The following is a 25,113-nucleotide window of genomic DNA, read 5'->3' as shown; positions in this document are numbered from 1 at the left end:
GCCGTGAACCTTCGCAGGATTAGCAGGATCGGCGTGATTTCATGGCTTGCTTTGGCATCGTCGACCGCCTTGGCCTGCGGCTTTAGGTGTGGCACAGTAGGCGAAGGCGCAACGCCGGGACAGCGAATCGGGTTAGCGATAGCCCTCGCTCAGCCTCCCGGTGGCCGATCAGATCCACATCGACGCAGAGAAGAACGGGGAGCCAATGAGCACCGTCGGACAGCCGCGGACCGCCGCCGAGATCCAGCAGGATTGGGACACCAACCCGCGTTGGAAGGGCATCACGCGCGAGTACACCGCCGAGCAGGTCGCCGAGCTGCAGGGCAGCGTCGTCGAGGAGAACACCCTCGCTCGCCGCGGCGCGGAGATCCTGTGGGACGGCGTCACCAAGGGTGACGGCTCCTACATCAACGCCCTGGGTGCCCTCACCGGCAACATGGCCGTGCAGCAGGTGCGCGCCGGCCTCAAGGCGATCTACCTCTCCGGCTGGCAGGTCGCCGGTGACGCGAACCTCTCGGGCCACACCTACCCCGACCAGTCGCTGTACCCGGCCAACTCGGTGCCGTCGGTCGTGCGTCGCATCAACAACGCCATGCTCCGCGCCGACGAGATCGCCCGCGTCGAGGGTGACAAGTCCGTCGACAACTGGGTCGTGCCGATCGTGGCCGACGGCGAGGCCGGCTTCGGTGGCGCCCTGAACGTCTACGAGCTGCAGAAGGCCATGATCGCCGCGGGTGCCGCCGGTACCCACTGGGAGGATCAGCTCGCCTCGGAGAAGAAGTGCGGCCACCTCGGTGGCAAGGTGCTCATCCCCACCCAGCAGCACATCCGCACCCTGACCTCGGCCCGCCTGGCCGCCGACGTGGCGAACACCCCCACCGTCGTCATCGCGCGCACCGACGCCGAGGCCGCCACCCTGATCACCTCGGACGTCGACGATCGCGACAAGCCGTTCGTGACCGGTGAGCGCACCGCCGAGGGCTTCTACAACGTCAAGAACGGCATCGAGCCCTGCATCGCCCGTGCCAAGGCCTACGCGCCGTACGCGGACATGATCTGGATGGAGACCGGCGTTCCGGACCTCGAGGTCGCCAAGAAGTTCGCCGAGGGCGTCAAGGCCGAGTTCCCGGACCAGCTGCTGTCCTACAACTGCTCGCCGTCCTTCAACTGGAAGCAGGCGCTGGACGACGCGACCATCGCCAAGTTCCAGAAGGAGCTCGGCGCGATGGGCTTCACCTTCCAGTTCATCACGCTGGCCGGCTTCCACGCCCTCAACCACTCGATGTTCGACCTGGCCTACGGCTACGCCCGCGAGGGCATGACGGCCTACGTCGACCTGCAGGAGCGCGAGTTCGCGTCCGAGGCGCGCGGCTACACCGCCACCAAGCACCAGCGTGAGGTCGGCGCCGGCTACTTCGACCGCATCGCCACCACCGTCGACCCCAACACGTCCACCGCGGCGCTCAAGGGCTCGACCGAAGAGGGCCAGTTCCACTAGGAACTCGGTCCGGGGACTCGGTCCTGCCTCGCGACGAGTGCGTGAGGTGAGACGGGGGTAACCCCACAGGGGTACGCCCAGAACGTGCCCGAATACCTGACAGGCGGCCCGCAACGAGACGTTGCGGGCCGCCTGCATATCGGCAGAAGTTTCGGAGAGGCGGAAATGTTATGACTGAAGCTGTTTCGCGGGTCGGCGTCGTCGGCGCGGGCCAGATGGGCGGCGGCATCGCCGAGGTGTCCGCGCGCGCGGGCGCCGACGTGCTGGTCTGGGAGGCCACCGAGGAGCTCGCGGCCGGCGGCCGCGCCCGCATCCTCAAGTCGCTGGACCGCGCCGTGTCCAGCGGCAAGATCACCGAGCGTGAGCGCGACCAGGCTGCAGAGCGGCTGACGTTCACCACCGACCTCGCCGACTTCGCGGACCGCCAGCTGGTGGTCGAGGCGATCGTCGAGAACGAGGCCGTCAAGGCCGAGATCTTCGGCAAGCTCGACGCGGTCATCACCGACCCCGACGCCGTGCTCGCGTCCAACACCTCGTCGCTGCCGATCCAGCGCATCGCCACCGCCACGAAGAACCCCGGCCGCGTGCTGGGCCTGCACTTCTTCAACCCGGTGCCCGTGCTGCCGCTGGTCGAGGTGATCAGCTCGCTGTCGACGTCGGAGGCCGCGGCGGCCCGCGCCGAGCAGTTCGCGTCCGAGGTGCTGGGCAAGCAGGTCGTGCGCGCGACGGACCGCTCCGGCTTCATCGTCAACGCGCTGCTGGTGCCGTACCTGCTCTCGGCGATCCGCATGTACGAGTCGGGCTTCGCCACCGCCGAGGACATCGACAAGGGCATGATGCTCGGCTGCGCCCACCCGATGGGCCCGCTCAAGCTGGCCGACCTCGTGGGCCTGGACACGGTGAAGTTCATCGCCGACGCGATGTACGCCGAGTACAAGGAGCCCACCTACGCCGCGCCGCCGCTGCTGCTGCGCCTGGTGGAGGCCGGCTACGTCGGCAAGAAGTCGGGCCGCGGGATCTACGAGTACCCCGCGAAGTAGGACTCGCCCCGAAGCGGAAAAGGTTGCTGAACCGGCAAGGAAACTTGCCGGTTCAGCCGTTTCCGGCGCACGGTGGGTGCATGAGCGAGAACATCATCGACACCGTCATCGTCGGCGGCGGGGCCGCCGGCCTCACCGCCGCGCAGGTCCTCGGTCGGGCGCGACGGGCCGTCACCGTCGTCGACGCGGGCGCGCCCCGCAACGCCCCCGCCGAGCACATGCACGGCTACCTCGGCCACGACGGCCTGAATCCCGCCGAGCTCCTCGCGATCGGCCGCCGCGAGGCGCAGGCCTACGGGGTGCGCATCCTCTCGGGCGCCGCGACCGCCGTGCGCCGGGACGGCGACCTGATCGAGGTCGTCGCCGGCGACGAGGTGCTGCGCGCCCGCACCCTGCTGGTCGCGACGGGCCTCACGGACGTGCTTCCCGCGGTCGACGGTGTCGCCGAGCGCTTCGGCCACGACGCCATCCACTGCCCCTTCTGCCACGGCTACGAGGTGCGCGACCGCCCGCTGGCGGTGCTCGGCGGCGACAACCCCGCCATGTCGGTGCACCAGGCGCTGATGATCCCGCAGTGGTCGCGCGACCTGGTCTTCTTCACCAACGGCCTCGAGGTCGACGATGCCGACCGGGCGCGGATCGAGGCGCGCGGGACCCGCATCGTCGACGGTGCCGTGGCCGGCCTGGTCATCGAGGACGATGCCCTGCGCGCCGTCCGCCTCGCCGACGGCACCGAGATCCCGCGCGAGGCCGTCTTCGTCGGCCCTCGATTCGTGCCGCAGGACGACCTGCTCCTGCAGCTGGGCGCCGAGCGCGGCGCCGCCGGACCCTTCCCGACGGTCCCCGTCGACCCGATGGGTGCGGTCGCCGGGCAGCCGGGCGTGTGGGCGGCCGGCAACGTCGTGAACCCGATGGCGCAGGTCATCGTCGCGGCCGGGGCGGGCTCCGTCGCCGCGACCGCGATCAGCGCACACCTGCTCGAGCGTGACATCGCGGCGGACCTCGCCCGGGTCGCGCCCGCGATCTGACCCGGCCCGGGAGGGCGGCGCGCTAGCGTGGCCGCATGACCAGCGCACTCGACCGGGTGGAGGCACTCCTCGACCCCGGCCGGCTCGGCCGGGAGCCCGACCGCAGCCACGGCTACCTCGACGTCCTCGCCCCCGACACCGCGAAGCCGACGGGCCTGAGCAACGCGCTGATGCACAACCCCGCCTTGGCCGCGGTGTACGAGAAGGCGTGGCGGCCCGCCTTCACCCGGCTGTTCAGCCTCGGTGGGAGCGGCACGCTCAGCCGCACCGACGTGCTGCTCGAGGAGCTGACCGGCCGGGGGGAGCAGAAGGTCCTCGACGTCGCCTGCGGGCCCGGCCTGTACACGAAGCCGCTGGCCCGCAAGCTGCGCGGAGAGGGTGTCGTCGTCGGCCTCGACGTCTCCGAGGCCATGCTGCAGCGCGCGGTGCGCGACAACACCGACGACCGCGTCGCCTACGTGCGCGGCAGCGCCCTCGAGGTGCCCTTCCCGGACGACACGTTCGAGACCGTGGTGTGCCTCGCCGCGCTCTACCTGATCCCGGCGCCGCGGCTCGCGGTCCGCGAGATCTGCCGCGTCACGAAACCCGGCGGCCGGGTGGCGCTGTTCACCTCGCTGCAGACGCCGCTGACGTCGGTGCTCGGCTCGTCGACCGCGGAGCGCGTCTCCGGCTTCCGCTGGTTCGGCAAGGACGAGATCACCGGCTGGCTGCGGGACTACGGCCTCGTCGACGTGCAGCAGACCGTCAGCGGGCAGGGGCAGTTCGTCACGGCCCGCAAGGCGCAATGACCCGGCCCGGCCGTCACGCCGGGGGATAGGCGGCGAGCAGCTCCGCGCGCAGCGGGTCCGTCGTGTGCGGCGCCCACAGCGCCTGGACGGGGACCTGCGGGGCGTCGTCGAGCTCGACGACGGTGACCCGGCCCCCGAACCGCGGTCCGGCGGGGTCGGTGACGAAGGCCGCCGCGTGCGGCGAGGTCAGCACCGCCGTCGCCGGCGGCGTCCCTTGGACGCGGTTGACCAGCAGGTCCGGCTCGAAGCCCGCGCGCCGGCACTGCGCGACGAGGAAGTCCGTGTAGAACGAGGCGTGCGGCGGCGCCCACACCACGATGGGCGCGCCGGCGAGGTCCGCCAGCGCCAGCGACTCCCGGCCGGCCAGCTCGTGGTCGTGGTGCAGCGCGACCCGCATCCGGTGGTACGTGAGCGTGCCCCCGGCCAGCCGGTCCGGGAGGGCGACGCCCCGTCGCAGCACCAGGTCGACGGTGCCCGCCTCCAGCTCGTCGACCATCGCCGACGGGAACAGCTCTCGCACGGTGATCGACGGTGACTCCGGCCGATCGATGAGCGGTTCGAGCAGCTCGTAGGCCTCCTCGGCGGTCACCGCCGGGCTGCGCCCCACGCCGAACACCCGCGGGCGTTCGGCGCCAGCGGCCCGGGCCCGCGCGGCGAGGAGCCGGGCGCCGGACAGGACGGACGGCGCACCGTCGTACAGGGAGCGGGCGGCGGCGGTGGGGGCGAGGCGGCGCCCGGAGCGGGTGAACAGCGGCGTGCCGAGCTCCCGCTCGAGCTGGCGGAGCGCGGCGGAGAGGGCCTGCTGGCTCAGGTGCAGGCGGGCGGCCGCGGCGGCGAGGGAGGGCTCCTCCATCGCAGCGACGAACTGCTCCAGGCGGCGGAGATCGGGGGTGGTCACCCCACCAGCATTCCACAAGCAACAGTGGTGAATTCTTCGGAAAGATTCGATTGTTGCTTGTGTGTTCGCTGCGTACGTTGGGTATTGCAAAGGGTATCCCCATTCGACGAAGGAGAGACATCCATGACGAAGCTCGCAGGGAAGACCGCGGTCGTCGCCGGTGGCGGCAAGAACCTCGGCGGCCTGGTCAGCCGCCACCTCGCCGGCCTCGGCGCGAACGTGGTCGTGCACTACAACAGCCCGTCGTCGGAGGCGGAGTCGCGCGAGACCGCCGCCGCCGTCGAGGCCGCGGGCGGCAAGGCGCTGCTCTTCCAGGGCGACCTGACCGCCCCCGCGAAGGTCACCGAGCTGTTCGACGCGGCCGTCGCCGAGTTCGGCGGCGTCGACGTCGCGGTGAACACCGTCGGCAAGGTGCTGCGCAAGCCGATCCTCGAGACCAGCGAGGAGGAGTACGACTCCATGCTGGACATCAACGCGAAGGCCGCCTACTTCTTCATCAAGGAGGCCGGCCGCACGCTGAACGACGACGGCACGCTCATCACCATCGTCACCGCGCTGCTCGGCGCGTTCACCGACGGCTACTCCACGTACGCGGGCGGCAAGTCGCCGGTGGAGCACTTCAACCGGGCCGCGGCCAAGGAGTTCGGCGTCCGCGGGATCAGCGTCAACGCCATCGCACCCGGCCCGATGGACACGCCCTTCTTCTACGGCCAGGAGACGCCGGAGCGCGTCGAGTTCCACAAGTCGCAGGGCATGGGCAACCGCCTGACGTTCATCGAGGACATCGCGCCGATCGTCGACTTCCTCTCCACCGACGGCCACTGGATCACCGGCCAGACGCTGTTCGCGAACGGCGGCTACACCACGCGCTGACATCGGCGCGCGCCGACGGTCCACGCGGCCTACGATGATCGACGTTTCGTGCGATCACGAACACTTTGGGCGACGAGCAGGAGATCTTCCGTGACCGATGGACCGTCGGCGGTGCGCCGCCGCTTGACCCGGATGGCGGGGCGCGACCCCCACGAGGAGGGGCGGACGGCCACCACGCTGGAGCTGTTCTTCGACCTCACCTTCGTGGTGGTCTTCTCCCTCGCCGGGGTGCAGCTGGCCGACGCGATCGCGGAGGCGCACTACTTCACGGCCTTCCTGGGCTTCGGGTTCTGCGCCTTCGCGGCCGTCTGGGCGTGGATCAACTTCACGTGGATGGCCTCGGCCTTCGACACCGACGACTGGCTCTTCCGCGCCGTGACCATGCTGCAGATGATCGGCGTCTGCATCATGGCCCTCGGCATCGAGCCCTTCTTCACGTCGGTGACCGCCGGCGACCGGCCGAACAACACGGTGCTCGTGATCGGCTACGTCGTGATGCGGGTGGCGCTGCTGGCCCAGTGGGCGCGCGTGGCCGTCTCCTCGCCGCAGTACCGCACGGCGGCGATCACCTACATCATCGCGATCACCATCGCTCAGATCGGCTGGCTGATCACCGCCTTCGCGCCGCTGACCCTCGGGCAGATCATCGCGGCCGGCCTGGTCCTGTACGTCGTGGAGCTCGGCGGGCCGTACGTCGCCGAGCGGCGGCAGCGCACCCCGTGGAACCCGCACCACATCGCGGAGCGCTACGGGCTGCTCACCATCATCACGCTCGGCGAGGGCGTGGTCGGCACCGTCATCGCGCTGCAGGCGCTGCTCAAGGCGCAGGGCTGGAGCCTCGACATCGCCGTGCTCGGCGTCGCGGCGATGGTGCTGAACCTGTCGATCTGGTGGATCTACTTCTCGATCCCCGTCGGCCACGCGCTGGTCCGCAACACGAACAAGTGCTTCGCCTGGGGGTACGGGCACATCGTGATCTTCATGGCGATCGCGGCCTTCGGCGCCGGACTGCACGTCGAGGCGCTCGGCATCTCGCACGAGGCGCACGTGAGCAACGTGGTGGTCGCGTCGGCGTTCGTCATCCCGCTGGCCGTCGCGGTGCTCGGGATCGAGATCATGGACGCCTACCTCACCGGGTTCGACGGCCACCGCGCCGTCACCGTCGGCATCACCCTTGCCCTGCTCGGCGCGGGCGTCGCGGCCGTCGCCGCCGGGGCCACGCCGCTCGCCGCACTGGTGTGGAGCGCGATCGCGCTGCTGGTGCAGGTCGTCGTCGAGGAGCTGTGGTCCGGCAAGCGCCGGGCCGAGCGCCTCGCGTAGCCCGACGGTGGCGGGGCGCGGTGGCGACCCCGGCCGTGACATCGCGGGCCCCGGGCGCGCGCCAGCGATGACCATGTCGCTTCGGTGGGCTATGCGCGCCGCGCATACCCCTATCGATGCAGTTCAGATGTGGTTCCGGGGAGGGTATGGGTATGCCTCCGATGCATACCCCGCCTCGGGCGCCTCGTGCGGCGATCCAGGCACCGCGGCGTGCGCGGACCCGACAGGCGGAAGCTGCAGCACCGTCGTCCCCCGCGCCGCGCCGATCCGCGGCTCTCGCGTTCGAGCCCCCACGAGAAGCCGCGCTTCCCGTGGGGGCTCGGTTGTCCCCTGCGCGGCGTTTGGTCCCCCGCTACGCGCCGTGGGGGAGCGGTCGTCCCCCCCGCGCGACGTTTCTCCCCCAGTCGACGCCGCCCGGCACCGTCGGACCGGGCGGACAGGCACCGTCGGACCCGACGGGGCGGAGCGGTCAGGCCTTCTCGAGCCGCGCCTTCTCGTGCTCGACGTCGAAGTCGGCGGGCGGCCAGTCCAGGTCCAGGCCCTCGAGGGCCTCGATGAGCAGCTCGGTGATCGCGAGCCGGCTGAACCACTTCCGGTCGGCGGGGATGATGTGCCAGGGCGCGCTGTCGACGCTGGTGCGGTCGAGCATCGCCTGGTAGGCCTCCTGGTACTTGGGCCAGTAGCCGCGCTCGTCGATGTCGGCGGGGTTGTACTTCCAGAACTTGTCGGGGCGGTCGAGCCGCTCCGCGAGCCGCTTCTTCTGCTCGTCGAGGGAGACGAACATCGCGCACTTGACGATCGTCGTGCCGGCGGCGATGAGGTCGTCCTCGAAGTCGTTGATGATGTCGTAGCGCGGCTCCCAGACGGCGGGCGGCACCAGGTCGTGCACGCGCACCACCAGCACGTCCTCGTAGTGCGAGCGGTCGAAGACGCCGATCTGGCCGCCCTTCGGGGTCTGCTTGTGGATGCGCCACAGGAAGTCGTGCGCGAGCTCCTCCTCGGTCGGCTTGCCGAAGGACGCGGTCTTGACGCCCTGCGGGTCGACCATGCCGATCACGTGCCGGACGATGCCGCCCTTGCCGGCGGTGTCCATGCCCTGCAGCACCAGCAGGACGGAGCGGTGATCGCCTGCGCGGCCGTTGGCGTAGAGCAGCTCCTGCAGCTCCGAGAGCCGCTGGCCGCGCTCGGCGAGCAGCTTCTCGCCGAGGGCCTTGTCGCCGTCGAAACCCGGCTTGCCGGAGGTGTCGATGTCCTGGACCGTGGACCCCGGCTGCCAGCGCAGAGCTGCGGACGCGGAACCGGACCAACCGTTGTCGTTCGCCATGGAGTCACCCTATCCGGCGCATCGGGGTGATCTTCGGGCAAGATCGACTCGTGACGGTGTCATCTCCCGCGGGAACCCCGCAGTCGTCCGGGACGGGTTCGTCCCGCGTCCCGGCGAGTCCGTTCGGCGGCACGCCCGACGAGCAGAAGCAGCGCGACCTGCGCAAGATGAAGGCGCTCGCCCTCTCGTTCCTCATCGGCGCGGCGATCATCTACCTGTTCTGCGAGTACCTGGACACGAAGGGCGCGAACCTACCCATCGCCGGCCCGTGGGTCGGCTACGTCAAGGCGGCGGCCGAGGCGGGCATGGTCGGTGGCCTCGCGGACTGGTTCGCGGTGACCGCGCTGTTCCGGCATCCGCTGGGCCTGCCGATCCCGCACACGGCGATCATCAAGCGCAAGAAGGACCAGCTGGGCGACGCCCTCGGCGGCTTCGTGGAGAGCAACTTCCTCACCCCCGAGGTGATCGCCGAGAAGGTCGGCTCGCTCGACCTGAGCGGCCGCGTGGCGAACTGGATGGCCGACCCGGACAACTCGCAGAAGCTGGGCGGCGAGGCGGCGAAGCTGGTGAAGGTGATGAGCGAGGTGCTGCGCGACGAGGACGTCGAGGCGGTGCTCAACTCGACGATCATCAAGCGGCTGGCGGAGCCCGAATGGGGCCCGCCCATCGGGCGCCTGGTGGAGACGCTGCTGCAGGAGCAGCGCCAGCTGCCGCTGATCAACCTGCTCGCCGAACGCGCCCACCACTGGGCCCTGGGCAGCCAGGGTGTGATCGACAAGATCGTCGACACCGACGGTCCGCAGTGGTCGCCCAAGTTCGTCAACTCGCTGCTGGGGGAGCGGATCTACCGCGAGCTCGTCGAGTTCACGTGGAAGGTGCGCAGCGACCCGGATCACGAGGTCCGGCAGGCCATGAGCACCTTCCTGTGGGACTTCGCGTCGGACCTGCAGCACGATCCGCGCACCATTGCCAAGGTCGAGGACGTCAAGGCCGAGCTGATGGGCCGCGAGGAGGTGCGCACCGCGGCGCAGGCGGCGTGGCGGGCCGCGAAGCGGATGATCGAGGCCTCCGTCGAGGATCCCGATTCCACCCTGCGGGAGAAGTTCAGCGAGTCGGCCGCGCGGTTCGGCGTCCGGCTGCGCGACGATCAGGCGCTGCGGGACAAGGTCGACTTCTGGGTCGACCGGTCGGTGCGGCACCTCGTCGAGAACTATGCGAGCCAGATCACATCGATCATCACGGACACCGTCGCGCGCTGGGACGCCGACGAGGCCTCGGACAAGATCGAGCTCGCCGTGGGTCGTGACCTGCAGTTCATCCGGATCAACGGCACCGTCGTGGGGTCCATTGCGGGCCTGGTGATCTACTCGATCACCCAGATCTTCTTCTGATTGGAATCACCCTGCTAGCAAACTGCTTGCAAGAGCTAGCACTGGCTGTTAGCGTGGAATCAGCCGCGCAGACGGGAGACCGGATATGACGAGCGACGAAGAGACCGTTGAGAATTCGGGATCTGACATCGGAGCGTTCATTCGGGCGCAGCGTCTCGCGGCGGAGGTGTCCATCCGGCAGCTGGCCGAGCGGGCGGGGGTTTCCAACCCGTACCTCAGTCAGATCGAGCGGGGGCTCCGACGACCGTCGGCCGACGTGCTCGGGCAGATCGCCAAAGCACTGCGGCTCTCGGCCGAGGTGCTCTACGTGCAGGCCGGGATCCTCGAAGAGCGCCCGGAATCCCCGGTGCGCGACGCGCTGATAGCGGACACGGCCATCACCGAGCGGCAGAAGCAGGCACTTCTCGAGATCTACGAGAGCTTCCGCCGCGAGAACGAGACTGCACAGAAGGAGATCCAGTCATGACCGAGCAGACCCTGAAGACCCCGCTGTTCGCCACCATCGGCGCCGGCGACTACGCGTACGAGGCCGTGTCCGAGGTGATCGAGAAGCTGCGCGCCGCCGCGACCGACGCGTCCAAGGACTTCGACGCCCGCGTGGCCGAGGCCAAGGCCAAGTTCGAGGACGCCACCGGCACCGCCACCACCAAGCTGACCGAGGCCAAGGACGGCCTGCCCAAGGACGTCGACGAGCTGCGCGCGAAGTTCACCGCCGACGAGCTCCGCAAGGTCGCCGCCGCCTACATCCAGGTCGCCACCGACATCTACGACTCGCTCGCCGAGCGCGGCGAGACCGCCTTCGAGCGCCTCAAGTCCGGCTCCGTCATCGAGGACGCCACCGAGCAGGCCACCAAGGCCTACAACTCGGCCGTCGAGCTGACCGAGTCCTCGCTGGGCCAGGTCGCCACCGCCACCAAGCAGGTCGGCGAGCGCGCCGCCAAGCTGGTCGGCCGTGCGGGCGACGAGGTCGAGGCCGCCGCCGACAAGGCCGAGGCCGCCGTCGAGGAGACCACCGCGAAGGCCGCCACCGCGGTCAAGAAGGCCGCTCCCAAGGTCGCCGCGAAGAAGACCGACGCGTAATCCGCGTCACCGATAGCTCCACCCCGGGCGCCCGGCGGCACTGCCGCNGGGCGCCCGACCTTTAGGCTGGTGTCATGGACGTCCTCCTCTACGGATTCGGCACCCTCAGCCTGCTCGCCTCGCTCCTGGTCACGGTCGCACTGCTGGCGACGGGTGCCTTCTGCCTCATCCACGCCCTGCGCGCCCCGGCCGATGCCTTCACGGCCGCGGGGAAGTGGCAGAAGAACTACTGGGTGATCACGCTGGTCGCGTGCGAGGTTCTCGTGCTGGCGGGCCTGAACTACATGGGTACGGTCATCGGTGCGATCGGCATCCTGGTGTACCTGCTCGACGTGAAGCCGAAGCTCGACGAGGTCCGCCGCCCGCGTTATTGAGTATTAGTTAGTAAGGTTGCTCGCATGAAGATCTCCAGGAAGCTCGTCGTCGGCGCCGCGGGCGCCCTCGGCGCCGGTGCCGCCGCCATCGCCGCGAGCGTCGCCGCCTACGCGTTGTCGTCCCCGGCGGAGCCGGCGAACGCCAAGCTGATCGAGGATTACGACGGTCCGCACGAGGACCGCGTCGTCGTCTCCGGCGACGGCACCCGCCTGCACACCAGGGTGTGGGGACCGGCCGACGGGCCGATCGCCGTGCTCATCCACGGCTGGACCTGCAACCTGAAGAACTTCCCGCGTCAGGTCGAGCACCTCGTCGGCCGCGGGTACCGCGTGGTCGCCTACGACCAGCGCGGGCACGGCGAGTCCGAGGCGGGCGCCTTCGCGTTCTCCGCGGCCGTCCTCGCCGACGACCTGCACGCCGTCCTCGCCGCCCACGTGCCGGCGGGGAAGAAGGCGCTGCTCGTCGGGCACAGCATGGGCGCGATCACCATCATGGCGTGGGCCGACAAGTACACCGACGAGGTCGCCGAGCGCGCCCACCACGCGGTGCTCTCCTCCACCTACGCGCGCGACGCCGTCGCCGGCTTCGCCGGGGCCACCCCGCTGGCCGCGCTCCCGCGCGTCGCGCCGCGGTTCACCCAGAAGCTCGGCGACGGGATCCTCGGCGCCAACGTCAAGGTCCGGCACAACCGCGCGCACACCGCGGTGATCCGGTACACCGCGCTGTGCGGCTACGCCTCCTACGGCGCGGTCAAGTACACCGAGGACATGGTCGCCTCCTGTCCGTCGGACGTGCGCGCCGAGTGGGGCCACGTGCTCGCGAACGTCGACGTGACCGCCGGCCTGCGCAAGATCACGATCCCCACGTCGGTCGCCGTCGGCCAGTTCGACCACCTCACCCCGCCCGCGGACGCCGACATCATCGCCGGCGAGCTCCGCGTCGCCGGGAAGCTGGACCGCTTCGCCGTGATCCGCGACTCCGGCCACATGCTGCCCCTGGAGCAGCCGGAGAAGTTCAACGCCCTCCTGGACTCCATCCTCGACGGCCGCCCCGTCGCCTCCGGGGCGCCGGAGTAAGCACCCCGTCGGGAATTGAACACCGTTTCTGTACGGCGAAACCGCAGGTCGCGCCGGACAGAAACGGTGTTCAATCGCGGCGAGCGGGTCAGGAGAAGACGACGGTCTTGCGGCCGTGCACCAGCACCCGGTTCTCCAGGTGCCAGCGCAGGCCGCGGGCCAGCACGACCTTCTCGATGTCGCGGCCGCGCAGCACCATGTCGGTCGCGGCGTCGGCGTGGTCCACGCGCGCGACGTCCTGCTCGATGATCGGGCCCGCGTCGAGGTCCGCCGTCACGTAGTGGCAGGTCGCGCCGATCAACTTCACGCCGCGGGCGAAGGCCTGGTGGTACGGGCGCGCGCCGACGAAGCTCGGCAGGAAGCTGTGGTGGATGTTGATCGCCCGCCCGGCCCACGCCGCGCACAGGTCCGCGGGCAGCACCTGCATGAACCGCGCCAGCACCACCGCGTCGGGGTTCAGCGCATCGGTGAGTTCCGCGACGCGCGCGAACGCCGCCGACTTGTCCTCGCCCACGCCCGGGAAGGGCACGTGGTGGAACGGGATGTCGAGCCGCTCCACGAAGTCGCGCAGGTCCTCGTGGTTGCCGATCACCGCGGCGATCCGCGCGTTCAGCTCGCCCGTCGCCACCCGGCCGACGAGGTCGTGCAGGCAGTGCCCCTCCTTGCTGACCAGCACGACGATGTCCTTGGGCTCCGCGCTGGAGGTCAGCCGCCACTCGGTCTCGGGGCCCAGCTCGGCGACGACCTCGGCCTCGAAGCGCGCCCGCAGCTCGTCGAGCGGGATCGCGACGCTGTCGGCGCGCACGGCCTGCCGGGTGAAGAACCAGCCGGAGTCGGCGTCGGAGTGGTAACCGGCCTCGACGATCCACCCGCCCACGTCGGCGAGGAAGGTCGAGATGCGCGCGACGATGCCGGTGGTGTCCGGGCAGCCGAGCGTGAGCACATAGCGGGTATCGCGGGTCACGCCCGGTATCGTCTCAGACGTGCTCACACGCTCCGAAGTCGCCGCCCTCGTCGATCACACGCTGCTCAAGCCCGAGGCCACGGAGGCCGCCGCCGCCGCGGCCTACGCGGAGGGCCTGGACCTGGGCGTCTACGCCGTCTGCCTCTCCCCGTCGATGCTGCCGCTGCGCGCCGCGATCGACGCGCACGAGGCCGACCGCCGCGCGCCCAAGGTCTGCGTCGTCGCGGGCTTCCCGTCGGGCAAGCACCACACGCTCATCAAGGCCGCCGAGGCGCGGATGGCGATCGAGGAGGGCGCGCACGAGGTCGACATGGTGATCGACGTCGGGCTCGCGCTGGCCGGCGAGCTGGACCGCGTCTTCTCCGACGTGCTCACCGTCCGCGAGGCCATCGGCGCCGACCCCGTGCTCAAGGTGATCGTCGAGTCCGCGGCGCTGCTCGAGTTCGGCGACGCCGACCTGCTCACCGAGGTGTGCAAGCGGTCCGTCAAGGGCGGCGCCACGTTCGTCAAGACCTCCACCGGCTTCCACCCGTCGGGCGGCGCGTCCGCGGAGGCGGTGGCGCTCATGCGCGCGGCCGTCGGGCCCGGCGTGGGCGTCAAGGCCTCGGGCGGCATCCGCTCCGCCGAGGCCGCGCAGGAGATGATCGACGCCGGCGCGAACCGCCTCGGCCTCTCCGGCACCCGCGCGGTGCTCGCCGGCTTCCCGGAGTAGCGCCCGCGCCCCCTGCTCGACGGTGCCGCCGGGCCCCGTCGGGCTAGGTGAGCTTCGCGGGCAGCGAGGCCCAGCCGTAGAGCGTGGAGAGCCCGCGGTGCGTGCCGGGCCCGTCGAGGGAGAGCCCGGGGTACCGCTCGAACAGCGCGGAGAGCGCGACGACGCCCTCCATCCGGGCCAGCGCCGCGCCGATGCAGGCGTGGATGCCGTAGCCGAAGGAGACGTTCTTCTTCGCCTCCGGCCGCGCGACGTCGAACTCGTGCGGCCGGTCGAACACGGCGGGGTCGCGGTTCGCGCCCGCCAGCAGCAGCGAGATCACGGTGCCCTCCGCGAACGCGAAGCCCTCGATCTCGCCGGCCTCCCGCGCGACGCGCGCGGTGCGCTGGACGGGGCTGGAGTAGCGCAGGATCTCCTCGACGGCGTTCGGCCACAGCTCGGGCTCCGCGCGCAGCCGCTCCAGCTGCGCGGGGTGCTCGAGCAGCGCGACGACGCCGTTGCCGATGAGGTTCACCGTGGTCTCGAAGCCCGCGCCGATGAGCAGCGCCGCGTTCGTCACCAGCTCGCGGTCGGTGAGCTCGCCGGAGGCTGCGAGGAGTGCGAAGGGATCGTCCGTGGCGGGGTTCGCGCGAACGCGTGCGAAGTGCGCGGTGAGGTAGTCGTCGAGGCCGCGGAGCGCGGTCTGCGCGCGCCGGTAGACGGGCCAGTCGAGGCCCGGGTCCAGCAGCGGTGCCGCGGCCTCGCCCCACTCGAGCATGTACTCGTCGTCGGCCTCCGGCAGGCCGAGCAGCCGCCCGATCATCGTGACCGGCAGCCGCGCGGCGTAGCCCGTGACCAGGTCGGGGCGGGGCGCTGCGGCGAGCTCGTCGAGGAGTTCCTCGCTGACGGTCCGCGCGCGATCGGTCAGGGTCGCGATCGCCTTGGGGGTGAAGGTCCGCGCGATGGGGTGCCGGTACGCGGTGTGCGCGGGCGGCTCGCTCACCAGCATCGACGGTGGCTCGACGGGGTTGGGCAGGTGCGGGTCGGACCGCTCGAGGACGGGGAGGAGCGGCCGCGGGAAGCCGAAGTCCTTCGGCTGGATGGTCGCGAACCGGGGGTCGCGCAGCACGGCCCGGCACAGCGCGTGGTCGGCCGTCGCCGCGCCGGCCTCGGTGCCGATGATGCGGCCCTGCTCGCGGATGCGGTCGAGCCGCTCGTACTGGCCGCCGGGCGCGCCGCGGTAGCCGAGGAGCATCTCCGCCATGGTGTCGCCGCGGGCCGCGCGGCGGGGGAGCGCGTAGCGCGGCAGCCCGTGCAGCACCGCCCAGCGGACCCGCAGCTGCAGGTCCGCTCGGGCGGCGCTCAGCGGGTTCACACGACCGAGCAGTTCGTGGCGCCGACGTCGGAGCCGCTCTCGATGTCCTTCGGCAGGACGTTCTGGCCCGAGTAGCGCAGCGAGATGCCCTGGTCGGTCATCTTCAGGTCGCTGGCGGTGAGGCCCTTCGGGGTCGGGATGTCGGCGACGGCGGTGATCAGCTGCTGCGCCAGGTCGTCCGGGACGCCGATGCCGAAGACCGACGCCTTGCTCGCCGTGAGCACCACCTTGTTGTCCTTGATGGTGGGCTTGAGGTTCACGGTGACCGGCAGGATCACGGCGGTGCCGCTGATCTCGATCTGGTTCGCGGCGGTGTTCAGCGTGACCGTCGGGTCGGAGATGACCTGCGAGCTCACGACCTTGTTCTTGATGCCGTCGGCGGTGAAGGTGCCGAGGATGGTCGCGTCGTCGATCTTGTTGTCGCCGCTGGGCTCGACGCCCTTGAGGAGGAGGTGCGCGTTCAGCCCGGCGGTGCCCTGCATGCCGTCGACCTGGATGTCGATCGACGGGATCTTGCCGCTCGCGTTCTGGATCAGCATCGGCGTCTTCTCGAAGCTGACCTTGACGTCGGTGGCGCTGGTGCCCTTCTTGATGTTGTCCGCGAGGCAGTTCTGCACGTGGTTGCGGATGTACAGCTCGGAGCCGACGAGCACGATCACGAGCACCGCGACGAGGCCCGCGGCCGCCAGGCCGATGAGTTTGCCGGTGGAGCGCTGCTTGGCGGGCTTGGCGGGGCCGCCCTGGCCGCCCTGGCCCGACGGTCCGCCGGGCGGGATCTGCGTCGGCGGCACCGGCGGCACGGGCGGCTGCTGGCCCGGCTCCGGGCGCGCGTGCGCGCCCGACGGCCGCGCCGCGGACTCGATCGGCCGGGTCAGGCCGTCCTGCGGGCCGGGGGCCTGCGGGGTCTGCTGTCCCTGCGGCTGCTGCTGGGGTGCCTGCGGCTGCTGCGGTGCCTGCGGCGGCTGCCGGTCGGCCGGGGTCATCGGCCGCGTCAGGTTCGGATCCTGCGGGCCGTTCTGCGGGCCGTTCGGGGGGCCGGGGTTCTGCGGGGCGTTCGGGTTCGTGTCCATCGGCGTTAGATTGTTCCTCATCCCTGGGTGGCGACGGTGAAGTCCCTGCGGTTGGCGAGCACGGGCAGCGCGGCCCGCACCTCGTCGACGCGCGCGAGCGGCAGGTCGACGACGATCTGTTCCGGCCCGTCGCCGGCGGACGCGAGCACGGCACCGTCGGGCCCGACGGCGAGCGAGCCGCCCACCCCGCGCGGCGCGGTGCCGGGCTCCGGGTCGGAAGGCCGCGCCTGGTCGACGGCGACGACGTAGGTGGTGGTGTCCAGGGCCCGCGCGCGGGTGAGCGTGGTGAAGGCGTCGAGCTTGCCGGGGCCGTCGCCCCACGACGCGGGCGCGACGATCACGCGGGCACCGGCGTCGGCCAGCCCCTGGTAGAGGGCGGGGAAGCGCAGGTCGTAGCAGGTGCTCAGCCCCACGGTGACCCCGCCGACGTCGATCAGCACCGCGTGCTCGCCGGGCGCGACGGTGCGCGACTCGGCGAAGCCGAAGGCGTCGAAGAGGTGGATCTTGTCGTAGGCGGTGCGGGTGCCGTCGGGGGCGGCGGAGAGCAGCGTGTTGCGGACGCGGCCGTCGGCGGCGGGGGTGAACATGCCCGCGACCACGTGCACGCCGGTGGCCCGCGCGGCCTCGGCGACGCGGTTCGCCCACGGCCCGTCGAGCGGTTCGGCGACCGGCGTGAGCGACACCCCGAACCGGCACATCGTGGCCTCGGGGAAGACGGCCAGGGCCGCGCCGGCGTCGGCCGCACGACGCAGACCGTCCTCGACCAGCGCGGCGTTGGCCGCCGGGTCGGTCGTGGCCTCGATCTGCGCCAGCGCGACGGTCAGCGATGTCATGCGCACCACACTACTGACTCGCGCTCGATAGGTGACAGTGCCTCACGATGTCGACTTCTGCGCACACGGACGTGCGTGAGAACACCCCCGATGCCGCAGACCTCGACATCCTGAGCCACTACGGCGCGACGAAGGACCAGTCGACGGTGAGCAGGTTGTCGCGCACGGGGCGACGGGGCGGGCGGGCGGCGCCGCCGGTGCGCTCCGCGAGCGCGATCCCCGCCGCGCGCCAGCGGATCCGGTTGCCGTAGGGCGCGTAGCCGGCGGCCTCGTCCCAGCAGCGATCCGCCAGCGCGAGCACGGTGTGGATCTTCTCGCCCGGCACGTTGTGGTGGATCAGCGCCTTCGGCAGCCGCTCGGCCAGGTCCGACGGGTGGCCGGTGTACCCGGGGTGCCAGGCCAGGGTGAGAGTCCGCGGGCCGGAAGCGTCGAGGGTGAGCCAGCAGCACCGTCGGCCCAGCTCGTCGCAGGTGCCCTCCACGAAGACGCCGCCCGGCGCGAGGCGCGAGGTGACCATCGCCCACGCGTCGGCCACCTCGGACTCGTCGTACTGCCGCAGCACGTTGAAGGCGCGCACCAGGTTCGGGCGCAGCCCCGCGAGCTCGAAGCCGCCGCGCGCGAACTCGACGCCGTCGCGGCCGGGCACCACGCGATCGGGGTCGATCTCGAGGCCCGTCACGCGGACCGTCGGGGCGATGCGCCGCAGCCAGCACGCCCACTCGAGGGTGGTGTTCGGGCGGGCCCCGTAACCCACGTCGACGGCCAGCGGCGACGGCCCGCCCAGCGCGGCGGTCACCGCGGGCGAGTGCACCGACCAGCGGTCGCTCCGCCGAAGACGGTTCAGCCCCGTGGTGCCGCGCGTGATCCGTCCCTCGGGGGAGGGCACGTGCTCAGTTGTTCTTGTCGACCCAGTACTTGAGGTACTCGGCCTCGGCGCGGAACAGGTCCACGAGGTTGATGAGGATGAGCTGCTCGAGCTTGGTGCCCACGAACGGCACGAAGACCTTCACCACCGTGGTGTAGCGCATGGTGCAGCCGGTCTCGGTGTTGAACAGCGAGGCCTCACCCTTGAGCGAGCCGGGGCCCGCGGGGATCGACGCCTTGTAGTCGCCGATCGAGCTCTCGCCGTCCCACGCGCCGTAGAACTCCTCGCGCGTGATGATCATGTCCTTCTTCACGACGCCCTGCGCGATCGGCGGCAGGTACTCGTGCGGCAGGTTCTGCTTCTGGACGACCGTGATGCCCTCGTCGTCGACGTCGAACTCGGAGAGCTCCGACAGCGGGGTGAGGTTGCGGAAGTCCGTCATCTTCTCGGTCCAGTACTCCTTGGTGGAGTACGCGTTGTAGAAGACGTCGGCGGGGAACGGGAAGCGCGCCGAGTAGCTGAGACGTCGTGCCATGTGGGGGAACCTTACCGGTCAGGGATGCTCCGCGATCCACTGCAGGGTGAACTCCCGCTCGCTCTCCATGAGCTCCTGCAGGTTCTCGACCACCAGCGACTCGACCTTCTTCGCGACGAACGGGATGGACACGCTGGCCTCGCCGTCGGCGGTGATGCGCGCACCGTCGGGGCCCGCCTCCAGGACGGCCGTGCCGGACAGCTGCGCGGGAACGCCCTGGATCTCGGCGGAGAAGCGGCCCTCGCAGCGGGTGCCGTCGAACGGGCCCCACTCCTCGACGCGGTGGATCTCCAGCCCGCCCGGGCGGATCGCGGTCACCACGGGCGGCAGCTTGTCCTCGCCGATCACGTGCACCACGAGCACGCGCACCGCGCGCGCGGCGCCCTCGCCGGTGATGGACAGCTCCGCGACGCGGGCGCCCTCGCCGCCGACCTCGGCCACGCGGGCGGGCCAGTACGCATCGTCGGTGAACGCGCCGTGCAGCGCGGCCGGACTGGTGGCGTAGTCGAGCGAGCGCTCGAGACGGGTGGTCATAGCCGGACACGTTACCGTTGCGGGGTGCCTGAACTGCTATCGGAGTTGACCACGCTGCGTCTGGGCGGCCCCGCCCGCGCCTACCTGCGGTGCGATTCCGCCGCGGCGGTCGCCGAGGCGGTCGCGCGCTGCGACGCCGCGGGCGAGCCGGTGCTGCTGGTCGGCGGCGGCTCCAACCTGGTGGTCGCCGACGCGGGCTTCGACGGGACCGTCGTGCACCTGGCGCACGACACGATCGCGATCGACGGCACCGTGCTCACCGCCGACGCGGGCGCGGTCTGGGACGACGTCGTCGCCGCGTCCGTCGACGCCGGGCTGGGGGGTCTCGAGTGCCTGTCCGGCATTCCGGGGTCCGCGGGCGCGACGCCGGTGCAGAACGTCGGCGCGTACGGCGTCGAGGTGTCCGCCTGGCTCGACGCCGTCGAGCTGTTCCACCGCGCCACCGGCGAGACCGCCTGGGTCGCGCCCGAGACGCTGGGCCTCGGCTACCGCACGTCGCGCCTCAAGCAGCACGACGCCACCTCGGGCCCCGCCGACGTCGTGCTCCGGGTGCGGTTCGCCCTGTCCGACGGTGCCTCCGCCCCGATCCGGTACGGCGAGCTCGCCCGGGCCCTGGGGGTCGAGCCCGGCGGCACCGTCGACCCCGCGCTCGCGCGCGAGCAGGTGCTGGCGCTGCGCCGCGGCAAGGGCATGGTCCTCGACCCCGCCGACCACGACACCTGGAGCGTCGGCTCCTTCTTCACCAACCCCGTGGTGTCGGCCGCGACCGCCGCGGCGACGGTGCGGCGCATCGAGGAGGCGACGGGGGAGAGCACGCCGCAGTACCCCGCGCCCGACGGGGTGAAGCTGTCCGCCGGCTGGCTCATCGAGCGGGCCGGCTTCCGCAAGGGCTACGACGGTGGCCGCGCCGGCGTCTCGCTGTCGACGAAGCACACCCTCGCGCTGACCAACCGCGGCACCGGTACGACGGCCGAACTGCTCGCCCTCGCGGGTGAGGTCCGGGATGGGGTGTTCGCCCGGTTCGGCGTCGAGCTGAGGCCCGAGCCCGTGCTCGTGGGTGCGGAGCTACCCCCGCTGCGCCAGTAGAATTCACACGGTGTTCGACATGTTTCGCGCGCCCGTGCGTCGGCGTGCCTTCCTCGGCGGTGCCGCGGCGACGGTGGCCGTCGCCGCGACCGCCTGCACCCGTGACGGCGGCATCGGTGAGACCAGGGCCGATGCCCCCACCTTCGAGTACGCGCCCGGGGCCGGGAAGAGGATCGGCCCCCGCGACACCGTCTCCGTGCGGGTCCGCGGCGGCACCTTCCGTCCCGGCGTCGCGCTGACCAACACCCAAACGGGCAAAAAGGTCGAACTGACCGCGTCGCCCGACGGTGTGACCTATTCGGCGAGCGAGCCCCTCGGCTTCGGCGCCACCTACCGCTGGTCCGGCGCCGCCGACGGCGAGGGCGGCACGTGGTCGAGCCTCGACGGCGAGGTCTCCGTCGTCTCGCCCGACGCGACGATGTCCGTCCAGGTCAACATCGCCGACGGTGCCGAGGTCGGCATCGCCGCGCCGCTCATCCTCAAGTTCGCGGGCACCGTCGAGAACAAGGCGGCCGTCGAGAAGGCCCTCGAGGTCACCACCACCCCGCACACGGAGGGCGCTTGGGCCTGGCTGCCCGAGGACAACGGCTCCCGCGCCCATTGGCGCCCGCGCGAGTACTTCACGCCCGGCACCAAGGTGGCGATGAACGCCAAGCTCTACGGCCTGGACCACGGGGGCGGCCAGTACGGCGCCAGTGACGTGACCAGCGATTTCGTCGTCGGGCGGTCGCAGATCGTCAAGGCCTCGGCCCCGTCGCACCGGATCCGGGTGATGCGCGGCGATCAGGTGTACCTCGACCTGCCGTGCTCGTACGGCGAGGGCGACCTGCCGCGCAACGTCACCCGGTCGGGCATCCACGTGGTGAGCGAGAAGCACGAGGACTTCGCCATGTCCAACCCCGCCGCCGGGTACTTCAACGTGCGCGAACGCTGGGCGGTGCGGATCTCCAACAACGGCGAGTTCATCCACGCCAACCCGAACACCGTCGGGAACCAGGGCGCCTCGAACGTGACCAACGGGTGCATCAACCTCTCCCTCGAGGACGCGCAGCGCTACTTCGCCAGCGCGCTGTTCGGGGATCCGGTCGAGGTCACGGGCACGTCGATCCCGCTCTCGGAGGCCGACGGGGACATCTACGACTGGACCCTAGACTGGCCCACGTGGCAATCGATGTCGGCGCTAGCGAAGAACTGATCGTCCCCGGCGCGCGGAGGATGTCCGCGCGGGTGGCGTGCACCGTGCTCGCCCCCACCGTGCTGGAGTATCAGGCCACCGTCGCCCGGGTGCCGGGCCTGCAGGTGCAGGAGTCGCTCGGCGTCACGCTCGACGGTGCGCCCCTGCCGGTCCACGAGGTCGTCGGGCCGCACGGCGGCCGGATCCACCGCGTCGACGCCGGCGCGGGGACCGTCCTGCTGGAGTACCACGCGCAGGTCGCGGGTTTCGCCGCGCCGGAGCCCGTCGACCAGTACCTGCGGTCCCTGTACCTGCGGCCCTCGCGCTACTGCGAGGTGGACCGGTTCTACGGCTACGCCGCGAAGCAGTTCGCCGGCGTGACCGGGGATGCACAACGTGCTGTGGCGGTGCGGGAGTTCGTGGCGAACCGGCTCGACTACCTGCCCGGCGCCAGCCGCTCCGTCGACGGTGCCTCCGACACCCTGCTCGCCTCCGCGGGCGTGTGCCGCGACTACGCGCACCTGACGATCGCGCTGCTCCGCGCCCTGAAGCTGCCCGCCCGCATGAGCGCGGTCTTCGCGCCCGGCTGCGACCCGATGGACTTCCACGCCGTCACCGAGGTGATGGTCGACGGCCGCTGGTGGGTGCTCGACGCGACCGGGCTCGCCCCGCGCGCCGCGATGGTGCGCATCGCCACGGGCCGCGACGCCGCCGACATCGCCTTCCTCGACAACCACGGCGGCGCCATCCGCTTCGACCGCCTGACGGTGACCGCCGAGTCCGCCGCGCCCCTGCCCTCCGACGACCCCCGCGCGCTGATCCCCATCGCCTGAGCCGCGGCTACCCCGCCTCCGACGGAGCGCGTCGACGGGACTCAGCCGCGACGCAGCGCGAGCAGCTCCTCGAAGACCGCGCGCGCGTCGACGGGGCCGTCGACGCGGAAGCGGGCGGCGGTGGCACCGTCGCCCACCTTGACCGAGACGTCTTCGGCCTCGGTGAGCACCGCGAAGGCCTTCTCGTCGGTGACGTCGTCGCCGAGGTAGAGCACCGCGGCGGCGCCGGTCCGCTCGCGCAGCGTCTGCAGGGCGCGGCCCTTGGAGGCGTCGAGCACCGTCAGCTCCAGGACGGCCTTGCCGTCCGTGGCGTGCACGCCGGGCAGGGCGGCGGGGCCCCGTCGGGCCTCCTCCAGCGCGACCGGCCCCGCCGACGGATCCACGACGTTGCGCACGTGCAGCGCGGCGCCCAGCGGCTTGGGCTCGACGGCCGCGCCGGGGAAGCGCCCGGCGATCGCGGTGAGGCCGGACAGCACCGTCGCCCGCAGCTCCACCAGGTCGGCGGTCAGCGCGCCCTCGAAGCCCTCGTCCCACTCGGCGCCGTGGCTGCCCACCGTGACGAGCGACGCCGGCGCGCCGGACAACCGGCCCAGCGTCGCGCGGTCGCGGCCGGAGACGAGCGCCACCGTCACGCCGGGCAGCCCGGCGAGGGACTCCAGCGCGGCGACGGTCCCCGGCAGCGGGAACGCGGCCGCGGGATCGGCGACGATCGGCGCGACGACGCCGTCGTAGTCCGTGGTCACGAGCACCGTCGGCAGCGCGGCGAACCGTGCCAGCGCCTGCGACAGCTCGGCGGGCAGGCTCACGCCGGCGTCTCGTCGACGGTGCCGGCGAGCGTCTGCAGGAAGGAGCGGGCCCACCGGTCGACGTCGTACTGCAGGACCTGGCGCCGCATGGCGCGGACGCGGCGCTTGCCGTCGTCGGGATCCTGGTGCACGGCCTCGTCGATGGCGTTCTTCACGCCCTCGAGGTCGTGCGGGTTGCACTGGTAGGCCTGGCGCAGCTCGGCGGCGGCTCCGGTGAACTCGCTGAGCACCAGCGCTCCGGTGGAGTCGTTGCGGCAGGCGATGTACTCCTTCGCCACCAGGTTCATGCCGTCGCGCAGCGGGGTGACGAGCATGACGTCGGCGGCCGCGAAGAAGGCCAGCAGCTCGCGTCGCGGCACGGGCCGGTGCACGTAGCTCACCACGGGCCGGCCGACGCGGCCGAAGTCGCCGTTGATGCGGCCGACCTGCCGCTCGATGTCGTCGCGCATCACCTTGTAGGACTCCACGCGTTCGCGCGACGGGGTCGCCAGCTGCACGAAGACGTGCCGCTCCGGGTCCAGCCGCCCCTCGGCGTACAGCTCGCCGATGGCGCGCAGCCGCACGTCGATGCCCTTGGTGTAGTCCAGGCGGTCGACGCCGAGCAGGATCTTCTCGGGATTGCCGAGTTCCTTGCGCAGGGCCCGGGCCCGCTGCTTCGTCTCCGGCAGCTTCGCGGTGGCCGCGAGCTCTGCCGATTCGATCGAGATGGGGAACGCGCCCACGCGGACGGACCGGAAGCCGACGGTGACCACGCCGAACTTCGAGCGCACGCCGATCGAGTTCTTGCTGGTGGGGTACCCGGCCAGCTTGCTGGCGAGGTAGAGGAAGTTCTGTGCGCCGCCGGGCAGGTGGAAGCCGACGAGGTCGGCGCCGAGGATGCCCTCGATGATCTCGCGCCGCCACGGCATCTGCATGAACAACTCGACGGGCGGGAAGGGGATGTGCAGGAAGAAGCCGATCTTCACGTCCGGCCGCAGCATCCGGAGCATCTTCGGGACCAGCTGCAGCTGGTAGTCCTGCACCCACACGGTCGCGCCCTCGGCCGCGACCTTGGCGGTCTCCTCGGCGAAGCGCCGGTTGACCTCGACGTAGGTGTTCCACCACTCGCGGTGGTACTCGGGCTTGACGATGACGTCGTGGTACAGCGGCCACAGGCTGCCGTTGGAGAAGCCCTCGTAGTGCTCCTCGACCTCCTGGGCGCTGAGCTTCACCGGCATGAGGAGCATGTCCTCGCCGGCGATGGGCTCACCGCCGACATCGGGAGCGCCCGGCCAGCCGACCCAGGCGCCGTTCCGCGCGCTGAGGATCGGCTTGAGCGCCGTGACGAGGCCGCCCGGGGATTCCTTCCAGGTCAGCGTCCCGTCGGGGGCCTTCTCGACGTCGACCGGCAGCCGGTTCGCCACGACGATGAAATCAGATGTTCCGAACGCCGCAGCGGACATGGGTGAGCTACGCCTCCTTGGGGCCGATGCCGAGCATCGACAGCAGCATCCGGCACTCGTCGGCGTCCTCTGCGTACGCAGCGACGACCCGCTGGGCCTGGTAAGCCGTCTCGTCCGCTACGGGCTCGAGTTCGTCTTCGCTGATGTCCTGCGTGGTCTTCGGGGGCATGAACGCACCTTCGTTCGGGAATTGACGAGCAAGGACAGTTTACCCGCG

Annotated in this window: 27 protein-coding genes; 15 read left to right on the top strand and 12 right to left on the bottom strand. The window is 71.3% G+C overall.

Features of this window, described 5'->3' with window-relative positions:
• The first annotated feature begins 205 nt into the window (after positions 1-205).
• The 4 genes from aceA to ACM9LD_RS05720 all read left to right on the top strand — a co-directional run bounded on the left by aceA (position 206) and on the right by ACM9LD_RS05720 (position 4,354).
• Entirely contained in the window at positions 206-1,498 is a 1,293-nt protein-coding gene (aceA, locus tag ACM9LD_RS05735; protein ID WP_415675783.1) for an isocitrate lyase, read from the top strand.
• 170 nt (positions 1,499-1,668) lie between these two features.
• Positions 1,669-2,538: a 3-hydroxybutyryl-CoA dehydrogenase gene (locus tag ACM9LD_RS05730; RefSeq protein WP_415675782.1), complete on the top strand. Its 870-nt coding sequence runs from the start codon at positions 1,669-1,671 to the stop codon at positions 2,536-2,538.
• An 80-nt stretch (positions 2,539-2,618) separates the two neighbouring features.
• Entirely contained in the window at positions 2,619-3,566 is a 948-nt protein-coding gene (locus ACM9LD_RS05725) for an NAD(P)/FAD-dependent oxidoreductase (RefSeq protein WP_415675781.1), read from the top strand.
• A gap of 35 nt (positions 3,567-3,601) precedes the next feature.
• Positions 3,602-4,354, top strand: a complete 753-nt coding sequence (locus ACM9LD_RS05720; protein WP_415675780.1) for a class I SAM-dependent methyltransferase — start codon at positions 3,602-3,604, stop codon at positions 4,352-4,354.
• A gap of 13 nt (positions 4,355-4,367) precedes the next feature.
• Here ACM9LD_RS05720 and ACM9LD_RS05715 read toward each other — a convergent pair whose 3' ends face one another.
• The gene (locus ACM9LD_RS05715) at positions 4,368-5,252 is read right to left on the bottom strand and encodes a LysR family transcriptional regulator (RefSeq protein WP_415675779.1); all 885 of its coding nucleotides are present in this window, start codon (positions 5,250-5,252) and stop codon (positions 4,368-4,370) included.
• Positions 5,253-5,375: 123 nt separating this feature from the next.
• Here ACM9LD_RS05715 and ACM9LD_RS05710 point away from each other — a divergent pair, with 123 nt between their 5' ends.
• On the top strand, positions 5,376-6,125 hold the full coding sequence (locus tag ACM9LD_RS05710; protein ID WP_415675778.1) for an SDR family oxidoreductase: 750 nt from the start codon (positions 5,376-5,378) through the stop codon (positions 6,123-6,125).
• 90 nt (positions 6,126-6,215) lie between these two features.
• Positions 6,216-7,445, top strand: coding sequence for a low temperature requirement protein A (locus tag ACM9LD_RS05705; protein WP_415675777.1), 1,230 nt, complete (start codon positions 6,216-6,218; stop codon positions 7,443-7,445).
• 469 nt (positions 7,446-7,914) lie between these two features.
• Here ACM9LD_RS05705 and ACM9LD_RS05700 read toward each other — a convergent pair whose 3' ends face one another.
• Positions 7,915-8,769 carry a polyphosphate kinase 2 family protein gene (locus tag ACM9LD_RS05700; protein ID WP_415675776.1) on the bottom strand — a complete coding sequence of 285 codons (855 nt, stop codon included), beginning with the start codon at positions 8,767-8,769 and terminating at the stop codon, positions 7,915-7,917.
• A gap of 167 nt (positions 8,770-8,936) precedes the next feature.
• On the opposite strand from ACM9LD_RS05700, the gene ACM9LD_RS05695 reads away from it, so the two are divergent.
• The 5 genes from ACM9LD_RS05695 to ACM9LD_RS05675 all read left to right on the top strand — a co-directional run bounded on the left by ACM9LD_RS05695 (position 8,937) and on the right by ACM9LD_RS05675 (position 12,691).
• On the top strand, positions 8,937-10,160 hold the full coding sequence (locus tag ACM9LD_RS05695) for a DUF445 domain-containing protein (RefSeq protein ID WP_415675963.1): 1,224 nt from the start codon (positions 8,937-8,939) through the stop codon (positions 10,158-10,160).
• Positions 10,161-10,245: 85 nt separating this feature from the next.
• Positions 10,246-10,626: a helix-turn-helix domain-containing protein gene (locus ACM9LD_RS05690; protein WP_415675775.1), complete on the top strand. Its 381-nt coding sequence runs from the start codon at positions 10,246-10,248 to the stop codon at positions 10,624-10,626.
• Positions 10,623-11,240 (top strand): heparin-binding hemagglutinin, encoded by a 618-nt coding sequence (locus ACM9LD_RS05685; RefSeq protein WP_415675774.1) that lies wholly within the window; start codon positions 10,623-10,625, stop codon positions 11,238-11,240. Before ACM9LD_RS05690 ends, ACM9LD_RS05685 begins: the two co-directional genes overlap by 4 nt.
• Before the next feature lie 74 nt (positions 11,241-11,314).
• Positions 11,315-11,614, top strand: coding sequence for a DUF2516 family protein (locus tag ACM9LD_RS05680; RefSeq protein WP_068522851.1), 300 nt, complete (start codon positions 11,315-11,317; stop codon positions 11,612-11,614).
• 24 nt (positions 11,615-11,638) lie between these two features.
• Positions 11,639-12,691 carry an alpha/beta fold hydrolase gene (locus ACM9LD_RS05675; protein WP_415675773.1) on the top strand — a complete coding sequence of 351 codons (1,053 nt, stop codon included), beginning with the start codon at positions 11,639-11,641 and terminating at the stop codon, positions 12,689-12,691.
• Positions 12,692-12,779: 88 nt separating this feature from the next.
• Here the strand turns inward: ACM9LD_RS05675 and purU are convergent, their stop codons facing one another.
• The gene (gene purU / locus ACM9LD_RS05670) at positions 12,780-13,655 is read right to left on the bottom strand and encodes a formyltetrahydrofolate deformylase (RefSeq protein WP_415675772.1); all 876 of its coding nucleotides are present in this window, start codon (positions 13,653-13,655) and stop codon (positions 12,780-12,782) included.
• A gap of 7 nt (positions 13,656-13,662) precedes the next feature.
• Here purU and deoC point away from each other — a divergent pair, with 7 nt between their 5' ends.
• Complete coding sequence (gene deoC / locus ACM9LD_RS05665; protein WP_415675962.1) at positions 13,663-14,367, top strand: deoxyribose-phosphate aldolase; 705 nt, start codon at positions 13,663-13,665, stop codon at positions 14,365-14,367.
• 43 nt (positions 14,368-14,410) lie between these two features.
• Here deoC and ACM9LD_RS05660 read toward each other — a convergent pair whose 3' ends face one another.
• The 6 genes from ACM9LD_RS05660 to ACM9LD_RS05635 form a co-directional block, all read right to left on the bottom strand.
• Complete coding sequence (locus tag ACM9LD_RS05660) at positions 14,411-15,718, bottom strand: cytochrome P450 (protein ID WP_415675771.1); 1,308 nt, start codon at positions 15,716-15,718, stop codon at positions 14,411-14,413.
• The gene (locus ACM9LD_RS05655; protein WP_415675770.1) at positions 15,715-16,788 is read right to left on the bottom strand and encodes an LmeA family phospholipid-binding protein; all 1,074 of its coding nucleotides are present in this window, start codon (positions 16,786-16,788) and stop codon (positions 15,715-15,717) included. The genes ACM9LD_RS05660 and ACM9LD_RS05655 overlap by 4 nt, the downstream gene beginning before the upstream one ends.
• A 17-nt stretch (positions 16,789-16,805) precedes the next feature.
• Complete coding sequence (locus tag ACM9LD_RS05650; RefSeq protein ID WP_415675961.1) at positions 16,806-17,612, bottom strand: carbon-nitrogen hydrolase family protein; 807 nt, start codon at positions 17,610-17,612, stop codon at positions 16,806-16,808.
• A 127-nt stretch (positions 17,613-17,739) separates the two neighbouring features.
• Positions 17,740-18,507 (bottom strand): class I SAM-dependent methyltransferase, encoded by a 768-nt coding sequence (locus tag ACM9LD_RS05645; protein ID WP_415675769.1) that lies wholly within the window; start codon positions 18,505-18,507, stop codon positions 17,740-17,742.
• A 4-nt stretch (positions 18,508-18,511) separates the two neighbouring features.
• Entirely contained in the window at positions 18,512-19,021 is a 510-nt protein-coding gene (locus ACM9LD_RS05640) for a DUF2505 domain-containing protein (RefSeq protein ID WP_224649790.1), read from the bottom strand.
• An 18-nt stretch (positions 19,022-19,039) separates the two neighbouring features.
• Positions 19,040-19,555, bottom strand: coding sequence for a DUF2505 domain-containing protein (locus tag ACM9LD_RS05635; RefSeq protein WP_415675768.1), 516 nt, complete (start codon positions 19,553-19,555; stop codon positions 19,040-19,042).
• A 24-nt stretch (positions 19,556-19,579) separates the two neighbouring features.
• On the opposite strand from ACM9LD_RS05635, the gene ACM9LD_RS05630 reads away from it, so the two are divergent.
• Genes ACM9LD_RS05630 through ACM9LD_RS05620 form a run of 3 tightly spaced genes read left to right on the top strand, consistent with a single transcriptional unit; the run spans position 19,580 to position 22,648 of the window.
• Positions 19,580-20,641: a UDP-N-acetylmuramate dehydrogenase gene (locus ACM9LD_RS05630; protein WP_415675767.1), complete on the top strand. Its 1,062-nt coding sequence runs from the start codon at positions 19,580-19,582 to the stop codon at positions 20,639-20,641.
• Between the two features lie 19 nt (positions 20,642-20,660).
• Positions 20,661-21,836 carry a L,D-transpeptidase gene (locus tag ACM9LD_RS05625; RefSeq protein ID WP_415675960.1) on the top strand — a complete coding sequence of 392 codons (1,176 nt, stop codon included), beginning with the start codon at positions 20,661-20,663 and terminating at the stop codon, positions 21,834-21,836.
• The gene (locus tag ACM9LD_RS05620; RefSeq protein ID WP_415675766.1) at positions 21,803-22,648 is read left to right on the top strand and encodes a transglutaminase-like domain-containing protein; all 846 of its coding nucleotides are present in this window, start codon (positions 21,803-21,805) and stop codon (positions 22,646-22,648) included. The genes ACM9LD_RS05625 and ACM9LD_RS05620 overlap by 34 nt, the downstream gene beginning before the upstream one ends.
• 41 nt (positions 22,649-22,689) lie before the next feature.
• On the opposite strand, the gene otsB is transcribed toward ACM9LD_RS05620, so the two are convergent.
• Genes otsB through ACM9LD_RS05605 form a run of 3 tightly spaced genes read right to left on the bottom strand, consistent with a single transcriptional unit; the run spans position 22,690 to position 25,065 of the window.
• Positions 22,690-23,454: a trehalose-phosphatase gene (otsB, locus tag ACM9LD_RS05615; RefSeq protein WP_415675765.1), complete on the bottom strand. Its 765-nt coding sequence runs from the start codon at positions 23,452-23,454 to the stop codon at positions 22,690-22,692.
• Complete coding sequence (locus ACM9LD_RS05610) at positions 23,451-24,896, bottom strand: alpha,alpha-trehalose-phosphate synthase (UDP-forming) (protein ID WP_415675764.1); 1,446 nt, start codon at positions 24,894-24,896, stop codon at positions 23,451-23,453. The genes otsB and ACM9LD_RS05610 overlap by 4 nt, the downstream gene beginning before the upstream one ends.
• 7 nt (positions 24,897-24,903) lie before the next feature.
• Positions 24,904-25,065, bottom strand: coding sequence for a hypothetical protein (locus ACM9LD_RS05605; RefSeq protein ID WP_170181081.1), 162 nt, complete (start codon positions 25,063-25,065; stop codon positions 24,904-24,906).
• Positions 25,066-25,113: the final 48 nt, after the last annotated feature.

It is taken from the genome of Tsukamurella hominis (assembly GCF_965137015.1).
Taxonomy (GTDB): domain Bacteria; phylum Actinomycetota; class Actinomycetes; order Mycobacteriales; family Mycobacteriaceae; genus Tsukamurella; species Tsukamurella hominis.
The sequence above is the reverse complement of the archived record's forward strand: the minus strand, read 5'-3'. Positions and strand labels throughout refer to the sequence as shown.